Annotated in this window: 13 protein-coding genes; 6 read left to right on the plus strand and 7 right to left on the minus strand. The window is 73.2% G+C overall.

Annotated elements, in window-relative coordinates:
- Positions 1-15: 15 nt before the first annotated feature.
- Complete coding sequence (locus ACZ6QO_RS00095; protein WP_465846141.1) at positions 16-1,473, minus strand: ATP-binding protein; 1,458 nt, start codon at positions 1,471-1,473, stop codon at positions 16-18.
- A complete protein-coding gene (locus ACZ6QO_RS00100; protein WP_465846143.1) occupies positions 1,470-3,128 on the minus strand; it encodes an NAD(P)/FAD-dependent oxidoreductase in 1,659 nt (552 codons plus the stop codon). Before ACZ6QO_RS00100 ends, ACZ6QO_RS00095 begins: the two co-directional genes overlap by 4 nt.
- Positions 3,129-3,370: 242 nt before the next feature.
- On the opposite strand from ACZ6QO_RS00100, the gene ACZ6QO_RS00105 reads away from it, so the two are divergent.
- Entirely contained in the window at positions 3,371-3,922 is a 552-nt protein-coding gene (locus ACZ6QO_RS00105; RefSeq protein WP_465846146.1) for a hypothetical protein, read from the plus strand.
- A 156-nt stretch (positions 3,923-4,078) separates the two neighbouring features.
- On the opposite strand, the gene ACZ6QO_RS00110 is transcribed toward ACZ6QO_RS00105, so the two are convergent.
- Positions 4,079-4,723: a hypothetical protein gene (locus ACZ6QO_RS00110; RefSeq protein ID WP_465846149.1), complete on the minus strand. Its 645-nt coding sequence runs from the start codon at positions 4,721-4,723 to the stop codon at positions 4,079-4,081.
- Positions 4,724-4,915: 192 nt separating this feature from the next.
- Here ACZ6QO_RS00110 and ACZ6QO_RS00115 point away from each other — a divergent pair, with 192 nt between their 5' ends.
- Positions 4,916-5,407: a GNAT family N-acetyltransferase gene (locus ACZ6QO_RS00115; RefSeq protein WP_465846151.1), complete on the plus strand. Its 492-nt coding sequence runs from the start codon at positions 4,916-4,918 to the stop codon at positions 5,405-5,407.
- Between the two features lie 193 nt (positions 5,408-5,600).
- Positions 5,601-6,629, plus strand: a complete 1,029-nt coding sequence (locus ACZ6QO_RS00120) for an N-acetylglucosamine kinase (RefSeq protein ID WP_465846153.1) — start codon at positions 5,601-5,603, stop codon at positions 6,627-6,629.
- A gap of 264 nt (positions 6,630-6,893) precedes the next feature.
- Here ACZ6QO_RS00120 and ACZ6QO_RS00125 read toward each other — a convergent pair whose 3' ends face one another.
- Positions 6,894-8,615 carry a glycoside hydrolase family 10-like protein gene (locus ACZ6QO_RS00125; protein ID WP_465846155.1) on the minus strand — a complete coding sequence of 574 codons (1,722 nt, stop codon included), beginning with the start codon at positions 8,613-8,615 and terminating at the stop codon, positions 6,894-6,896.
- A gap of 284 nt (positions 8,616-8,899) precedes the next feature.
- On the opposite strand from ACZ6QO_RS00125, the gene ACZ6QO_RS00130 reads away from it, so the two are divergent.
- Positions 8,900-10,396 carry a glycoside hydrolase family 3 protein gene (locus ACZ6QO_RS00130; RefSeq protein WP_465846157.1) on the plus strand — a complete coding sequence of 499 codons (1,497 nt, stop codon included), beginning with the start codon at positions 8,900-8,902 and terminating at the stop codon, positions 10,394-10,396.
- Positions 10,397-10,481: 85 nt separating this feature from the next.
- Positions 10,482-11,381, plus strand: a complete 900-nt coding sequence (locus ACZ6QO_RS00135) for a MurR/RpiR family transcriptional regulator (protein ID WP_465846159.1) — start codon at positions 10,482-10,484, stop codon at positions 11,379-11,381.
- 91 nt (positions 11,382-11,472) lie between these two features.
- Here ACZ6QO_RS00135 and ACZ6QO_RS00140 read toward each other — a convergent pair whose 3' ends face one another.
- A complete protein-coding gene (locus ACZ6QO_RS00140; protein WP_465846161.1) occupies positions 11,473-11,640 on the minus strand; it encodes a hypothetical protein in 168 nt (55 codons plus the stop codon).
- A 258-nt stretch (positions 11,641-11,898) separates the two neighbouring features.
- Here ACZ6QO_RS00140 and ligA point away from each other — a divergent pair, with 258 nt between their 5' ends.
- Complete coding sequence (ligA, locus tag ACZ6QO_RS00145; protein WP_465846162.1) at positions 11,899-14,067, plus strand: NAD-dependent DNA ligase LigA; 2,169 nt, start codon at positions 11,899-11,901, stop codon at positions 14,065-14,067.
- Positions 14,068-14,377: 310 nt separating this feature from the next.
- Here the strand turns inward: ligA and ACZ6QO_RS00150 are convergent, their stop codons facing one another.
- Together ACZ6QO_RS00150 and ACZ6QO_RS00155 are read right to left on the minus strand one after the other, a co-directional pair.
- Positions 14,378-15,091 (minus strand): hypothetical protein, encoded by a 714-nt coding sequence (locus tag ACZ6QO_RS00150; protein ID WP_465846164.1) that lies wholly within the window; start codon positions 15,089-15,091, stop codon positions 14,378-14,380.
- A gap of 484 nt (positions 15,092-15,575) precedes the next feature.
- Positions 15,576-16,622 (minus strand): hypothetical protein, encoded by a 1,047-nt coding sequence (locus ACZ6QO_RS00155; RefSeq protein WP_465846165.1) that lies wholly within the window; start codon positions 16,620-16,622, stop codon positions 15,576-15,578.
- Between the last annotated feature and the right edge of the window lie 445 nt (positions 16,623-17,067).

Raw genomic sequence — 17,067 nt, forward strand, 5'->3', positions numbered from 1 at the left:
GCCGGGCCGGCGGGGTCAGGACGGGCTGATCGGCAGCAGGACGCGGAAGCGGGTGTCACCGGGGCTGGACTCCACCCGGATGTCCCCATGGTGCTTGTTGACGATGATGCGATAGGAGATGTCCAGGCCGAGGCCGGTGCCCTCGCCGACCGGCTTGGTGGTGAAGAACGGCTCGAAGATGCGCGGCCGGATCGCGGCGGGGATGCCCGGCCCGGTGTCGGCGACCTCGACGAAGACCCGCTCGGCGTCATGCCCGGTGCGCACCGTGAGCGTGCCGCCCTCGTCCCGCATCGCCGAGAAGGCGTTGTCGATGAGGTTGGTCCACACCTGGTTGAGCTCGGCGGCGTACGCGGGGATCTGCGGGGCCGTGCGGTCGTACTCCTTGACGATGCGGACGCCCTCGGGGATCTTGGCCTGCATCATGGTCAGCGTCGCGCCGAGCAGGTCGTGCACGTCGACGGTCTGGTAGGGGGCCCGGTCGAGCTGGGAGTACTGCTTGGCCGCGGCGACCAGCGTGGACACCCGGGTCACCGCCTCGGCGATCTCGCACATCAGCTGCTCGGTCTCGACCGTGTAGGTGAGCCACCGCACGGCGGACTCCAGGTTCTCCCCGCCGACGGCGCCGCTGATGCGCCCCAGCCACCGTACGTCGATGCCGCCGGCCACCAGGGTCGACGCCAGCTCCCAGCCTCCGGCGATGTCGTGCTCGTCGAGCCAGTCGCTCAGTTCGTCCTCGGCGTCCGCGGTGGCCATCGCCGACAGCGGCGGCGCGCTAGCGGCCCGTTTGACGGCCTCCTCCTGCAGCTCGACCAGCTCGTGCAGGCTGCTGCCGTCCAGCCGGCCGTCGGCGATCATGGCGAGCTTGTGGCGCATGCCGGCGACCCGCTCGCGCAGCACGGCGGTGGCCCGCACCGCCGCCGCGGCCGGGTTGTTCAGCTCATGGGTCAGCCCAGCCGACAGCGAGCCGAGGGCCAGCAGCCGCTCGCGCTCGCCGACGATCGTCTGGCTGGCGCGCAGGCCCAGGAACATGCCCTCCAGCAGGTGCGTCGCCATCGGGAACCACTCGCGCAGCGTGTCGCCGAGCACGCCGGCGGGCAGGGAGAACAGCTCGACGTCGCTGATCGCGACCATGCTGTGCGGGTACACCTGGTCGACGCGCTCGCCCAGGTAGGCCTGCGCGGCGCCCGCGTAGACGCCGCGCTGCTCGGTGCGGTTGATCTCAATTTCGTCGCCCTGGACACGGCGGGACAGGGCGATCGTGCCGCTGAGCAGGACGTAGAAGCAGGTGGCCGGCCGGCCTTCCTCGTAGACGCGGGCGGCCGCCGGGTAACGCTCCACCCGGCCGTGCTCGACGTACCGGGCGAGCTGGGCGTCGTCGAGCGATTCGAACAGGAAGAGGGTGCGCAGTTCCTCGGCGGTCAGGCGTTCCACGCCCTTGGAGCCGCATCCGAGGTCCGCGGCCGGTTCGCTCATGGGGTCTCCAGGTAGCGGTGGATCAGCGACACCGCCATGGCGCCTTCGCCGACGGCCGACGCGACGCGTTTGACGGAGTCGGCGCGCACGTCGCCCGCGGCGAAGACGCCCGGCATGCTGGTCTCCAGGTGGTAGGGGTCGCGGGGCAGCGTCCAGCCGGCCGGCCTGCGGCCGTCGGCCAGCAGGTCGGTGCCGGTGACCACGAAGCCCCGGTCGTCACGGACGATGGCCTTGCCCAGCCATTCGGTGCGCGGCTCCGCGCCGATGAAGACGAACAGCCACGAGGTGTCGACCGTCCTGGTCTCCCCCGAACGCGGGTCGCACACCGTCAGCCGCTCCAGGTGCTCGCCGCCCTCGCCGGCGGTCACCTGGCTGTGCGGGTGGACCTCGATGTTGTCGATCTCGGCGATCTGGTCGATGAGGTACTGCGACATCGACCGCCGCAGGTCGCCGCCCCTGATCAGCATGTGCACCCGTCTGGCGTACCGGGAGAAGTGGACGGCGGCCTGGCCGGCGGAGTTGGCGCCGCCGACGATGTAGATCTCCTGCCCGGCGCAGCTCGGGGCCTCGGTGGAGGCCGAGCCGTAGAAGACGCCCCTGCCGGTGAGCTCGGCGAGGCCGGGCGCGTCCAGCAGGCGGTAGGACACTCCGGTGGCCAGCACGACCGTGTGGGCGGCGATGAAGCTGCCGTCGCCGAAGCGCAGCAGCCGGGCCGACCCGCCGGACTCCAGGCCGACGACCTCGCGGGTGGTGAGGATCTCGGCGCCGAAGCGCAGCGCCTGCCGCCGGGCGCGGTCGGTGAGCTGGGCGCCCGACACCCCGTCGGGGAAGCCGAGGTAGTTCTCGATGCGGCTGCTCTGCCCGGCCTGCCCGCCGGTCGCGCGCTGCTCCAGCAGCACGGTGCGCAGCCCCTCCGACGCGCCGTACACCGCCGCGCCGAGCCCAGCGGGGCCGGCGCCCACGACGACCAGGTCGTAGAAGTCCTCGGTCGGCGTGGTGGTGAGCCCGACGTGGGCGGCGAGATCGGACTCGCTGGGCTTGACCAGCGAGACGCCGTCCGGCGTGACCACCAGCGGCACGTCGTCGTGGGTCAGGCCGGCCGCCGACAGCAGCCGGCAGCCCTCGGCCTCGTCGGCGGGCAGCCAGCGGTAGGGCACGAGGTTGCGGGCCAGGAAGTCGCGCACCGCGAACGACGGCGCCGACCAGCGGTGCCCGACGACGCGGGTCTGGTTGATCGTCTCGTCCGGCGCGGCGAGCCAGGCGTCCAGGAGCTCGTCCACCACCGGGTAGAGCTTCTCCTCCGGCGGGTTCCACGGCTTGAGCAGGTAGTGGTCCAGGTCGACGATGTTGATCGCGTCGATGGCCGCGTCGGTGTCGGCGTACGCGGTCAGCAGGACCCGGCGGGCGCGCGGGAAGATGTCCATCGCGGCCTCCAGGAACTGGATGCCGTTCATCTGGGGCATGCGGTAGTCCGCGAGCATGACGGCGACCTGCTCACCGCGCAGCTTGATCTCGCGGAGCGCCTCCAGGGCCGCCTCCCCCGAGTCGGCGCGCACGACGCGATAGCGGTCACCGTAACGACGGCGGACGTCTCGAGCGACCGACCGGGAGACGGCAGGATCGTCATCGACGGTAAGAATCGCCGGGTTTGACATGAATCCAATAAAAGCATGTCCGTAGCAGTACTGATTCCACCTGGGGCTGGTCGGCGACGTACCGGAAACGCACCCACACCAGGCGTCACGGCCGTACCGCGAAGGGCCCCGGAAGGGCCGCGGAAGGGCCGCGGAAGGGCACGGCCTCCATCGGGCCGGCCGGGCGTACGAGAGCCCCCGGCCGTGACGAAAACCCGGCGGTCCACAGCGGAGCCTGGGACGGCTGGGTAGAGTCACGGGCGATGACCACGCATACGATCACCATGAGATGGGACGAGATCCCCGAGAACGCCGATGATCTCGCCCTGGTCGAGGGGCGCGCCTTCCGCACGTTCCTGTGCGCCTGCGGTACGCCCCTCCCCAACCGGACGGCCGCCGAGCTGCACGCCTCGGAGACCGGCCAGTGCACGGCGTGCCTGGGCTCGGCCGACGAGGAGATCGTGCCCGGCTTCGTGCGCCGCTGCGCCGCCTGCGCCGCCACCGGGCGCCGCAACGTCCAGCTCGTCTGGGAGGCCGCGCACGGCGAGGCCGAACAGGTGATCACGCTGGAGCTCGTGCGCGGGCTCGTCGAAGGCTTCCCCGGCCCTTTCCGGCTGTCGGAGGTCGCCGACCAGGCCCGCATGGCGCTCGGCCTGCCGCTCGGCCGCCTGCCCGTCGGCCCCCGGGTGCGCGACCTGCTGCGCACGATGGAGGCCGCCGGCGAGCTGGTCATGCTCTCGGCCCCCGACGAGATGCTCCGCGGGCCGTCGGTGGTCCTGTACCGCGACCCCCAGTGGCAGCGCGCCACCCCCTGACCCGACTCCCGTCCCTGTCCCCGCGCCGTCCGTACCCGGACGCCTGCGGCGAGAGCTCGCCGGCACGGGCGGGCGACGTCGGCTCTCAGGGCGCGGGAGTCGCTGAGCCTCCGCACGGCGATACCCACCCGGACCGCGAATGCGGTGACTCGGACCTCAGACGCCGGACAGGGCCAGCACGGCCGCGGACGAGGCCGCCCCGGCCAGCGCGCCGGCCGCCACCTGGGCGACGGTGTGGTGGTCCAGCCGCACGCGCGCCCAGCAGATCAGCGCGACGACCGCCGCCCCGGCGGCGAACGTGGGCGCGGGCGGAAGGACGCGGGCGAGCACGAACACGGTTCCCGCCGACACCGCGGCGTGGAAGGAGATCTTCCAGCGCAGGGTCACCGGCACCGTCACGGCGAGACCCGCGAGCATCGCGCCCACCGTGGCGACCAGCAGACGCGGAGCGCCCAGGCCCGCCAGCAGCACGAGCGCCGCCAGCACCGCGCCGATCGCCACGAGCAGCGGCACGGTGCGGCGCGAGCGGTCCACGATGTGCCGGGAGTCGAGCCTTCCGGCGCGGACGCCGATCGCGATCACCAGCGCCGGGACGCCTCCGCACAGCAGCGAGGCGACCAGGCCCCACCAGAACCCGGCACGCCCGTCGGAGACCCAGCCGACCACCGGAGGCAGCGCGATGACGAGCACCTGCGGGGCGAAGATCTCGGTGACCCAGCGTGCGACGCGCCCGGAGGCGCCGACGGCGACGGCGGCCCCGCCGACCCCCGCCTCGGCCCCGACCACGTTCCGCCGCCTCATCTCACTCCCCCGTCACCCCGATCCCGGAGTTACGCAGCCTGCCACATCCAAGACCGGACCATGCCCATCCACACACCGGACGCGCCCAGAACCGTCCACACGACAGCGCGGGCGGGGCGCGGACGGGGGCGGGAGCGCGGGCGGCGGAAAAGTCGCTGGCGGCGAGGCGCGGCCGTCAGGAACCATGTCCGCATGCTGATCAGGGAGGCCACCGCGGAGGACTGGCCCGCCATCTGGCCCTTCTTCCACACGATCGTCGCCGCGGGCGACACGTTCACCTATCCGGTCGATCTCGGCGAGGAGCAGGGCCGCGACTGGTGGCTGCTGCCGGCGCCGAACCGCACGGTCGTCGCCGTCGAGCCGGCGGGCACGGTGGTGGGCACGGCCAAGATGAACAACAACCAATGGGGCAACGGCTCACACGTCGCCAGCGCCAGTTACATGGTCGACCCGGCGCACGCGGGGCGCGGCGTGGGACGGGCGCTGTGCGAGTACACCCTCGAATGGGCCCGCGTGGCGGGCTTCCGGGCCATGCAGTTCAACGCCGTCGTGGAGACGAACACCTACGCGGTGCGGCTGTACCGGTCGCTCGGCTTCCAGGTGCTGGGCACGGTGCCCGAAGGCTTCCGGCACCCGGCGAAAGGCCACGTCGGCCTGCACATCATGCACCGCCCACTCCACTGACCTCGGCCCCGGCCCTGGCCCCGGGAACCAGCCCACCCGCCGCCCCCTCCCCCGCGCGGGCGCGCGGCAGCCGGTCCTGCACGCTCGTCGTCCGCCGGCTCGGCCGTCGGGGCGCTCGGCCGTGCGGGCGGGCCCGGGACGGTCGTCGTGCTGTGCCTATACTTCCGGGGAGGTCACCCATTCGGGGAGGCGTATGCGACCGGCGGAGCCGCTGGTGGTGGGGGTCGACGGCGGCGGCACGAGCACGCGCTGCCTGATCGCCACGTTCGGCGGCGAGATCATCGCCCGGGGCCGCGCCGGAGGGGCCAATCCGCGCTCCGCCCGCGACCCGGGCGGTAACCTCGCGCGTGCCCTGTCCGAGGCCCTGTCGCAGATCGGCCCGCGCTTCGGCCCCGGCGACGTGGCGGGCGGGGTGTTCGGGCTCGCCGGCGCCAGCGAGGCGGGTCTCCGGCAGGCCCACGCGATCACGGCGGACGCCTGGGGCGCGGCCGGGCTGCCCGGCCATCCCGTCATCGTCCCCGACATCCTGGTGGCCTTCGCCGGCGCGACCCCGGCGCCCAGCGGCAGCGTGATCATCGCAGGCACGGGGGCGGTGGCGGCCCGCGTCGAGGACCGCGCGATGGTCCGCAGGTGCGACGGCTACGGATGGCTGCTCGGCGACGAGGGGTCAGGGGTGTGGATCGGCCGCCGCGCGGCGCAGGCGGCCCTGGCCGCCATCGACGGCCGCGGCCGGCCCACCGCGCTCACCGGCCGCATCGTCCCAGCCCTCCAAGATCCGGCTCCCGTCCCGGACGGCCCCGAGGGCGCCTCGGACGGCGGCCCGTCGGGCGAGGCGCTCGCGCAGGCGATCATCGCCGCGGTGTACGACGGCGAGCCGGCCCGGCTGGGCAGGCTCAGCCCGGTCGTGGAGGCCGCGGCCCGCGAGGGCGACCAGGTGGCGCTGGACATCGTCGACGACGCCGCCCGCCGCCTCGTGCGCACCCTTTCCGCCGTCGGCTGCGACGACCCCGGCCTACCCGTCGTCCTGGCCGGTTCCTTGCTGACCCATCCCACGCTGGTCGCCGAACGCGTCCGGCGGTCGATCCCTGGCCGGCCGGTCGTCCTGGCCCGCGACGGCGCCGCTGGGGCCGCCGCGCTCGCGCTGCGCACCGCCCTCGCCGAAAGACCCGGCGTCCCACAAACCGACATAGAGGCCGCCCACCACCGCCTCCTCACCCCCTGACACAAACCGCCGCCCCCGCCGGAAGGCCCGGCGCACCTTTTCCGCCGTCGCACTATCCGGCCCGGCGGGGCAGGCTTGGGGGGGCTTTGGCGGCTGGCGCCCTCGAGAGCGATCACGCGATAGCGGCAGCCCGGCCTTCCGCCGCCAGGTGCGCTTTCTCCCACCTGATGAGTGCCCCCATCGGCGCCGGGTCGGCGGGACGGTGGACGGCAAAGGCCGGCGCCGCCCTACGGCGGGGACCGGCGCACCATGCCCGTCATCGCACTATCCGGCCCGGCGGGGTGGGCTTGGGGGGCTTTGGCGGTTGGTGGCGTCGAGGGTGGTCACTCGGTAGTGGCAGCCTGGTTTTCCGGTGGGGTCGGTGTATTCGGCGCGGCGCGCGCCGGGGATCACGGCGACCAGGTGGGGCGCCAGGCGCGCCAGGTCGTGGTGCGCGGAGTCGTCCTTGCCACTGCCACTGCCACTGCCACTAGCACTGCCGCTGCCGCTGCCGCCGTCGGCCGCCGTCGTGCCGTCCTTCTCGAACCGGTGGACCGCGTCCTCATCGTCGAACCGGTAGACGGCGTACAGCCGCGGCTCGGCGGAGCCGGTGGCCTGGAAGGAGAGGCCGACGCCCTCACCGGTGCAGTGGGCGCGGGTGAGGACGGGCGTCCGCGGCCGGGCGCCTGAGGCGGCCAGGCGTGGGAGCACCGGCGGCAGCACGGGCCGGGTGTAGTGGTCCCGCCGCAGCCGGGTGGTCGACCCGAGCCGGTCGGCGCGCAGGTCTCCCGCGCTGTAGTAGACGTCGCCGCCGATATCGGGATGATCCTTGTTGAACGTCAGGTGGCGCGACAGCTCTGCCGGGTCCTGCCAGGCGGCGGCCTCCCCGGGGACGCCGACCCTGTAGGCGGCCTGGCCGATCCACAGCTGGGTGTCGGTGCCGTCCACCACCTGCGACCACCATGGGGTGAGCACCGCGTAGTCGGCCGCCGGAAGGCCGATGTTCCAGTAGATCTGCGGCGCCACGTAGTCGAGCCAGCCCTCCTTGACCCACAGGCGGGTGTCGGCGTACTGGAGGTCGTAGGACTGCGAGCCGGAGGTCGCCGAGCCGAGCGGGTCGGTCGTGGCGTTGCGCCAGATGCCGAACGGGCTCACGCCCCACTGCACCTCGGGCTTGGCCTCGCGGACGCGCTCGCCCATCTCCTTGATCAGCAGGTTGACGTTGTGCCGCCGCCAGGCCGCCTTGTCGGGGAAGCCGGTCCCGTGGTCGGCGAACGCCTCGGCGTCGTCGAACTCCTCACCATCGACCGGATACGGATAGAAGTAGTCGTCGAAGTGGACGCCGTCGATGTCGTACCGTGCGACCGCGTCCATGATGGAGTCCTGGACGAACGCGCGGACCTCGGGGAGCCCGGGGTTGTAGTACAGCGCGCCCCCGTACACGACCGGCCAGGCGGGGTTCTGGCGCGCCGGGTGGTCGGGCACGAGCTGCGCGACGTCGGCCTGCATCGAGACGCGGTAGGGGTTGAACCACGCGTGCAAGGCGAGCCCGCGCTCGTGGGCCGCCTTGACCATGAAGCCGAGCGGGTCGTAGCCGGGGTCGCGGCCCTGGACCCCCGTGAGGTACTGCGACCACGGCTCGTACGTCGAGGGCCAGAACGCGTCGGCCGTCGGCCGCACCTGCACGAACACCGCGTTGAACCGCAGCGAGACGGCGTAGTCGAGCCAGGAGACGAACTCGGTCTTCTGCTGCTCGGCGGACAGGCCGGGGCGGGAGGGCCAGTTGATGTTGGTCACGGAGGCGATCCACATGCCGCGCATCTGGCGCGCGGGGACGTCGGCGGCCGCGTCGCCGGGCGAGGCGTCCATCTCGGCGGCGCCTGCCGGGACGGCGCCGGTGTGGGACGAGCGCGCCTCGGCCTGCGCCCGGCCGAAGGCCACCGGGCTCAACGCGGCCGCGGCGAGACCGCCGAGTACGGCCCTGCGAGACAGCGGACGGCCGTTCACGCGGCCTCCTGACGGCGCGGCGGCGACGTCACCGTGCGTCCGCGCGCGGAGCCCTGAGGCGCGCTGATGGCGAGGGCGCGCGACCGGCCGTGAAATACCCGCCTGCCGCGGCCCTCGGCGAGAAGATGGCAGATAACTTCCGCAGAATCAATGGATCTGAAGGAATTTGTCATCAGGCCGTGACCTAACCGGGAGCCAGTGAAGGAAATCTTCCTAGAAGATACGCGGAAAGCCGCATATCGCCACATCCGTGGCGATGCTGGTCACGACCACTGGAAGCCTGCATGCCGCACAGTCCCGATCTCGACCGACTCGCCGCCGCGGTGCTCCAGCCGGGGTTCGACGGAACCGCCCCGCCCGGCTGGCTGCTCAGGCAGCTCGCCGCCGGCCTGGGCGGCGTGGTGCTGTTCGCCCGCAACATCTCCGAGGACACCCCCAGGCTAGTCGCGCGGCTGCGCGAAGAGAACCCGCAGGTCATCGTCGCCGTGGACGAGGAAGGCGGAACGGTCACGCGCCTGGAGGCCGCGACCGGCAGCTCGTGGCCCGGCAACGCCGCCCTCGGCGTTCTGGACGACCTCGCCGTCTCCGAGGCGACCGGCCGGGAGATCGGCCTGCTGCTGGCCGCGGCGGGCGTCACCCTGGACTACGCCCCCGACGTGGACGTCAACGCCGACCCGGACAATCCGGTCATCGGCATCCGCTCCTTCGGCGCGGACGCCGGGCTCGTCGCGCGCCACTCGGCGGCCTGGATCACCGGCCTGCAGAGCACGGGCGTCGCGGCCTGCGCCAAGCACTTCCCCGGGCACGGCGACACCCTGACCGACTCCCACCTCGCGCTGCCCACCGTCCACGCCGCTCGTGACCTGCTGGAACGCCGGGACCTGCCGCCCTTCCGCGCCGCGATCGCCGCCGGGGCCCGCGCGGTCATGTGCGGCCACCTCATGGTCCCCTCCCTGGACCCCGACCTGCCCGCCACCCTCAGTCACAGCATCCTCACCGGCCTGCTGCGCGAGGAGCTCGGCTTCTCGGGGATGGTGGTGACCGACGCGATCGAGATGAAGGCCGTGGCCGCGCTGCTGCCGCCGCCCGAGATCGCCGTGCGCGCGCTCGCCGCGGGCGCGGACGCGATCTGCGTCGGCGCCTCCACCCCCGGTGGCGAGAACGTCACCGCGCTGCGCGAAGGGATCGTCCGCGCCGTCCACGACGGCGCCCTGGCGGAGTCCCGGCTGGCCGAGGCGGCCGGCCGGGTGCGCGCCCTCGCGGCCTGGCACGACACCGCCTCGGCCGCCGGGGCCGGCACGATCGAGCGCGACCCGCGTCACGGGGTCTCGCGGCTCGGCCTGGACACCTCCAGGCGGGCGCTGCGCGTGACCGCCGCCGGCGGGGTTCCGCCGCACCGGCCGGTGATCGCCCGGCCGCCGCAGGTCGTCGAGATGACCGCCCGGCCGCACCAGGCGATCGGCGGCGCCCTGCCGTACGGGCCCGGCGAGGCGCTGGCCGGACTGCTGCCCGGCACCGAGCGCGTCGTCCTCACCCCCGGCCGGGACGCGTTGCCCGTACTGCGCGAGCCGGGCGAGGCGCCGCTGGTGGTGGTCACGCACGACGCGCACCGGCACGAGTGGATGCGGCACGGCCTGGCGGAGATCCTCCGGCGCCGCCCGGATGCCGTGGTGATCGAGATGGGTCTGCCGGGCCGGCCCGCGGGGGCCGTCCATCTGGCGACCAACGGGAACTCCCGCGTGTCGGCGCTGGCCGCCGCGGAGTGGCTCACCGGTCGCTGAGCCCTGGAACGACACGAAAGGACGCAGGGAGGGGGTCCGCCATGACCAGGATTGAGTAATGTGTCGGTAACAGAAAAGGAACCACATGATCGACCCGCAACGCTCGACCCCGGAGAACCTGGTCGCCCGGGTGCGGGCCGTGCTCCCCTCGCTCACCCCGTCCGCGCAGATCATCGCACGACTGATCCTGGACGATCCCGCGACCGTCGCCCGCAGCACCATCACCGAGCTCAGCGCGGCCTCCTCGACCAGCGAGGCGACCATCGTGCGCACCGCCCGGGTGCTGGGCTTCTCCGGCTACGCCCAGCTCAGGCTGGCGCTGGCCGCGGCGGCCGCCCGTCAGGGGCCCGACCGGCTCGTACCGGGCGACCTCGCCCCCGACGACCCGCTGTCAGACGTGATCGCCAAGGTCGCCCGGGCCGAGCGGGAGGCCATCGAGGACACCGCGGCCCAGCTGTCCCCCGAGCGGCTGGGCGAGGTGGTCGACGCCATCATCGGCGCACGCCGGGTCGACGTCTACGGCGTGGCCGCCTCGGGGCTCGTCGCGGCCGACATGGCGCAGAAGCTCCTGCGCATCGGCCTGTCCGCCCACGCCTTCACCGACGCGCATCTGGCCCTGACCAGCGCGGTGCTGCTCAAACCGGGTGACGTCGCGGTCGGAGTGAGCTGCACGGGCGAGACCCCCGACGTACTTGAGCCGATGCGCCTGGCCCACAAGGCGGGGACGACCACGGTGGCGATCACCAACAACCCGCGCTCGTCGCTGGCGGAGGTCTGCGATCACGTGCTGATCTCGGCGGGCCGCGAGTCCGCCTTCCGGCCGGGCGCGCTCGCCAGCAGGATCAGCCAGTTGCTGATCGTCGACTACGTGTTCGTCGGCGTCGCGCAGCGCACGTCCGAGGTCTCCAACGAGGCCCTGCGCACCACCCGCGACGCCGTCGGCCAGTTCCTCGCCGAGTCGCGCCACCGCCCCCGCCGGCCGTGACCCCCGGGCCGGCGGGCACACCCCCCGCCGGCGGACGCGCCGCCCCCTCCGCCGCACGTCCCCCGCGTCCGGCCCGCGTCCGGCGGTGAGGTTACGCCGAGTGCCGGGAGCGGATGATGCGGGAGAAGGCCATGTACGCCAGGACGACCACGCCGATGATGAGCGCCCACTTGAGGATGCCGGCGATGAAGCCGATCACGGTGCCGAGCAGCATGAAGCCGACGATCACGGCGGCTATGAGAAGAAGGATTCGAGCCATGACCTCAGGCTAGATCTCCCGCCTCCGCCACGGTGCCCCCGCGGCCCCGTTTCAGGGACGAGTCAGGGTCCCCCCTCAGGGTCCCCCTGAGCCCCACCCGAAGAAGCCCAGCCGTCGGGAAGGCCGTTTCCCTGTGCCGGATAGAGACGTGGTGAGGGCCGGGTGGATGTCGGGCCGCCGTGTCCCGTAGTTGGGGGCGACGGGCAACGTCCCAGCTCAGGTCGTGGAAATGTCGGTGGGGGGCGGCATGATGGAGCCATGAGCGACGCGCCCCCGATTGCCCTTCTCGCCGACCAGGCCGCCTATGCCGAAGCCGTCCAGCTTGCCGTGGACTCCGCCGCGGCCTACTACGGCGACGGCACCTCCACCTTGGACGACGACTCCTTCGACCGGCTGGTGCGGGGCATCGCGGCCTATGAGCAGGCCCATCCCGACCACGCTCTGCCGAACTCCCCCACGGGCAAGGTCGCCGGGGGCGCGGTGGTCGGCGACGTCCCGCACACCGTGCCGATGCTGAGCCTGGACAACGTGTTCGGCGCCGGGCAGCTCGCCGACTGGGCCGCCTCGCTCGAGCGCCGGCTCGGCCGCCCGGTCACCGCCTACAGCGTCGAGCCCAAGCTGGACGGGCTGGCGATCTCCGCGCGCTACCACCGGGGGCGCCTGACCCGGCTGGTCACCCGGGGTGACGGCGTCGCCGGTGAGGATGTCAGCCACGCCATCGGCACCATCGTGGGCCTGCCCGCCCGGCTGGCCGAGCCGGTCACGGTCGAGATGCGCGGCGAGGTGATGATGACCGTCGCGCAGTTCGAGGCGGCGTGCGCCAAGCGCTCGGCGCACGACGGCACGACGTTCGCCAACCCGCGCAGCGCCGCGGCGGGCACGCTGCGCGCCCAAGACCGGCCCTATGTCTGCGAGCTCACGTTCTTCGGCTACGGCGCGCTCCCCTCCCCGGGCGACGACTCCGATCTCGCGGTGCGGCTGCGGGGGCTGCCGCACAGCGAGGTCATGCGGTGGGTCGCGGAGCAGGGCGTGCAGACCACCGAGGGCACGGCGGTCGCCGCGATGGTGGCCGGCGACCTGCCGGCGGTGCAGCAGCGCGTCGAGCAGATCGCCGCCGCCCGCGCCGGCCTGCCGTTCGGCATCGACGGCATCGTCGTCAAGTGCGATCTGGCCGAAGACCAGGCGCAGGCCGGGTTCAGCTCCCGGGCCCCGCGATGGGCGATCGCCTACAAGCTGCCCGCCACCGAGAAGATCACCAAGTTGCTCGCGGTCGAGTGGAACACCGGCCGCACCGGCGTCATCGCCCCGCGCGCCGTCCTCGAACCGGTCGAGCTGGACGGCAGCGTGGTCACCTACGCGACCTTGCACAACGTCGCCGACATCACCCGGCGCGGCCTGATGCTCGGCGACAGCGTGGTCGTCTACAAGGCGGGTGACGTCATCCCGCGCGTGGAGGCTCCCGTGGTGCACCTCCGCACCGGCGCCGAGCGGCCGATAGCCTTCCCGCAGGTCTGCCCGACCTGCGGTGACGCGATCGACACCTCCCAAGAGCGGTGGAGGTGCGTACGCGGCCGGGCCTGCCGGGTGATCGCCTCCATCGGCTACGCCGCCGGGCGTGACCAGCTCGACATCGCGGGCCTGGCCGACAACCGCATCCGGCAGATGCTCGACGCCGGCCTCATCGCCGACTTCGCCGACCTGTTCTTCCTGACCCGCGACCAGCTGCTCGGTCTTGAGCGCATGGGCGAGGTCAGCACCGACAATCTGCTCGCCGCCCTCGAGCGGGCCAAGTCACAGCCATTGAGCCGGGTTCTCTGCGCGCTGGGTGTGCGGGGCACCGGCCGCTCCATGAGCCGCCGCATCGCCAGGCACTTCGGCACGATGGAGGCCATCCGCGCGGCGGACGCCGAGGCGATCCAGGCAGTGGAGGGCATCGGCCCTGAGAAGGCGCCCGTCGTGGTGGCCGAACTTGCCGAACTCGGCTATCTCATCGACAAGCTCGTCCGGGCCGGCGTCACCATGACAGAACCGGGCGTCATCATGACCGAACCCGGCGCCGCAGGTCCGTCAGGCGCCACGGGCGCGCCAGGCGCCACGGATCCGTCAGGCGCCACAGGCCGGGCGGGCGTCACGGGCGTCTCCGGCGGCGAGGCCGGCGCGGGGGCCGCGCTCCCGCTGGCGGGCATGTCCGTCGTCGTCACCGGCACGATGACCGGGCGGCTGGCGGCGCTGTCGCGCAACGAGATGAACGAGCTGATCGAACGCGCGGGGGGCAAGGCCTCGTCGAGCGTCTCCGCCAAGACGGCTCTTGTGGTCGCCGGTGACAAGGCCGGCGCCAAGCTGGCCAAGGCCGAGAGCCTCGGCGTGCGCGTCGTCACCCCCGAACAATTCACCGACCTCGTCACCCCCGTCCCGGCCACCGACTGACACACCACCCCAGGGCCGCCGCCCGCCCCAGCGTGGGGCGCTCGAGTGCGAAGAGCGAAGGTCACCCGACGGCGCCGATCCCCGGCGCCAGGGCACAGGACCGGGACACGGGACCGGGACAGGGACACGGGACCGGGACAGGGACACGGGACCGGGACGGCTTACGCCCCGGTGGGCACCTCGACCGGGCCATTGTCAAGGAAGGTCACAAGACGGCGCGCGCCTCCTGGTGACCAGAACGCGGGCGGCCCGGCCGCGCCCCGGTGCGGGGCTGGGCCGGGCCGGAGGAGGAAGACGGCGCGGCGGGGGGTCACAGGACTGCGCAGCCGATGGTGACGGGGACGCGGGGGGACCAGCGGCCGGAGAGGACGTCGTAGGCCTGGGCGTAGCCGTTGGCGGCCTTGCCGGCGCGCGAGCAGTCGAAGGCGCCGGTCTTCTTGCCGAAGCTGCCGCCCGCGAAGCCGCCGTGGGCGCCGGCGGTGACGGTGCCGCTCCAGTACGTGCGGCCGGTGTTGTAGCGCAGGTAGAGGCGCACCTGGCCGAAGTTGTAGTGGTCGCTGCTGAGCTTGATCCGCGGGATGTCGTCGACGGAGGTCGACGTCGAGGTGCCGTCGCCGTTGTCGCGCGGCGGGACGGTGTACCGGTTGATCCACAGGCGGGCGCTGACCTTGCGGTCGGCGGCCTGCGCGTTGTCGACGGCGGCCTGCCGGCGCACGGCCGGGCTGACGCACACGTCGTCGCCGCTGAAGGCCTCGCGCCAGACGAAGCCGGTGACGCAGGTGTGGGCGCCGAACGCGCCGGAGGTCCAGCGTCCGGCGGCGGCCGCGTTGTCCGAGCGGGTCTGGGTGCGCGTGCCGGGGGTGACGCAGACATGGTCGGCGGAGCGGGCCTCGCGCCAGACGAAGCCCTCGCGGCAGGTGTCGGGGCCGAAGTCGCCGGAGGCGGCGGAGGCGGACGTCGCGGGGACGGTGACCGAGAGGCCCGCCACGGCGGCGACGGCGAGTCCGAGGAGGGTGCGCTTCATCGTTGTCTCCTGAGTGTGAGAGCGGCCTGTCCCCGGTTGGTCTTGTCCAGGGCTTCTTGCACTGGTCTTGTCCAAGGCTTCTTGCACACTCAAGAGATAGAGCCGGTCACCTGCAGGTTCATTGACCACCGCTTGACGCCACCCGCCGCAAGCGCCCTGCAAGGCCGTCAAGCCGGTGCAAGTCCGCCCAGGCCCGGCAAGGCGCGACCCACCCGCCGACACGAGCGGCGGCACGGCCGCCGCCGGCCTGACGAGGGTGCCGCTGCCGGCGACGGTACGCGAGATCGCCCTCGCGTACGCGGCCGTCGGCGGCGCTCACAGCCGACCGGACAGGTACGGCGTTCCACGAGACGACGTTCGCGGCGGCGTGGCGGGAGCCGGCGGGCGTTGGGGGCAAGGTCACAGGGGACGGCGGGCCGGGCTTCGACGATCGCCATGGCGTGGGCGACGGCGCCGCGGAACTCGGACGGGCGTTGGAGCGGGGTCAGAGGGAGACGGCGAACAGGACGCGGCGGCCGCGGAACTCGGTGACGCTCCAGAGCTGGTTCTTCTCGTTCCAGCAGGTGAGGTCCTCCGGGCCTACCGGGAACTTGCGGACCTGCGCCGGCTGCCCGTGCGGGACGACCAGGAGCGAGCCGTTCTTGACCGAGGAGGCGGCCTGGCTGAGGTACCAGCGTCCCTTGTGCGACAGCGCGCCCTGGATCTTGCCGGCCGGCAGCGAGAACGCGTGGGCGGCGGGGGCGATCCCGTCCGCGCCGACGGCGAGCGTGCCGCCGGAGTCGAGGTTCCAGCGCGCCACCCGCCCGGCCTTGCCCGGCTCGTCCGCGGGGTCGACGTACTCGCCGGAGACCAGCATGTGCGGGCTCAGGCTCCGGTCGACGGCGGCGAAGGAGAACCGGGCCGAGCCGGTGCCGCTCCAGGCGTCCACCTGCGGCATCACGTACCGGTACCCGAAGGCGTGGTACTTGCCGCCGCGCAGGCCGATCTTGTCGTCGTCCCCCCGCACCTCGTAGATGTGCCGGGTGTCGAAGACGCGGACGCCGCGGTTGGTGTCGACGACATAGAGCAGGTCGCCGTACCAGGCGATGCCGCCGGCGTGGATGTTGATCGCCTTGTAGTCGGCGCCCGTGACGGGTTCGACGAGCAGGACGTGCCGGTACTTGCGGGAGGCGGTGCTGAGGAAGGAGACCCGCACGCCACGTTCGGCCGGCTTCTCCTCCGGTTTCCAATACCAGGTCACCGCGAACACCTGGGCGCCCCCGCGGCCCGCCTCCGAGCTGCCGGTGATTCCCTGCGGATACCAGTCGGGCGTGTCGTTGTCGCCCTTCTCGAAGCAGTACCAGTCGGCCGGCCTGGGGGACATCGAGCCGAACGCGGTCGTGCCGCCCTTGTGGACGGCGGTGCGGTTGGCGTCGGCCAGCACGGTCGTCAGCTTGCGGGCCGGGAGGGCGGCGGCCAGCGCGGCGACCGCCTGCGGGAGCTCGCGGGTGTCGCGCCGCAGCCGGAACGGCGCCGGGTCCGTCCCCGTCATGAGGCTCGGGCTCATGTAATGCCCCCCGGTCACACGTCGGGAGCGGGACCGTCGCGGTCAGGCCGGTCACTCCCGCTCGGCCATTGATCAATCACGACAGTCTGCCGTAGGAGCGACATATCCGTCTACGTAATGCCGCATCCCACAGCAGGTCCTGGCGGCGGTCGTACGGCCGCGCGATCGCGTCGGCGGGGAATGCGCCGATCGGACACGCTCGGTGCGCGCGGGCGGCGGGGAACGAGCGAGGCGGGCGCGGGGAAAGCATGACTCTCGCGAGCGCGCATGCGAAGGACCGGGTACGGGGCGCGCCGTACCCGGTCCTGTTCCCGCTGGCGGGGGGGGGGGGGGGGGGAGGGGGGGGGGGGGGGGGGGGTCGGGGGGGGGGGGGGGGGGGGGAGGGGGGGGGGGGGGGGGGGGGCGGGTGTCGCGGAAAGGAGGGCCCGTC

It is taken from the genome of Sphaerisporangium sp. NPDC049457, from assembly GCF_055586705.1.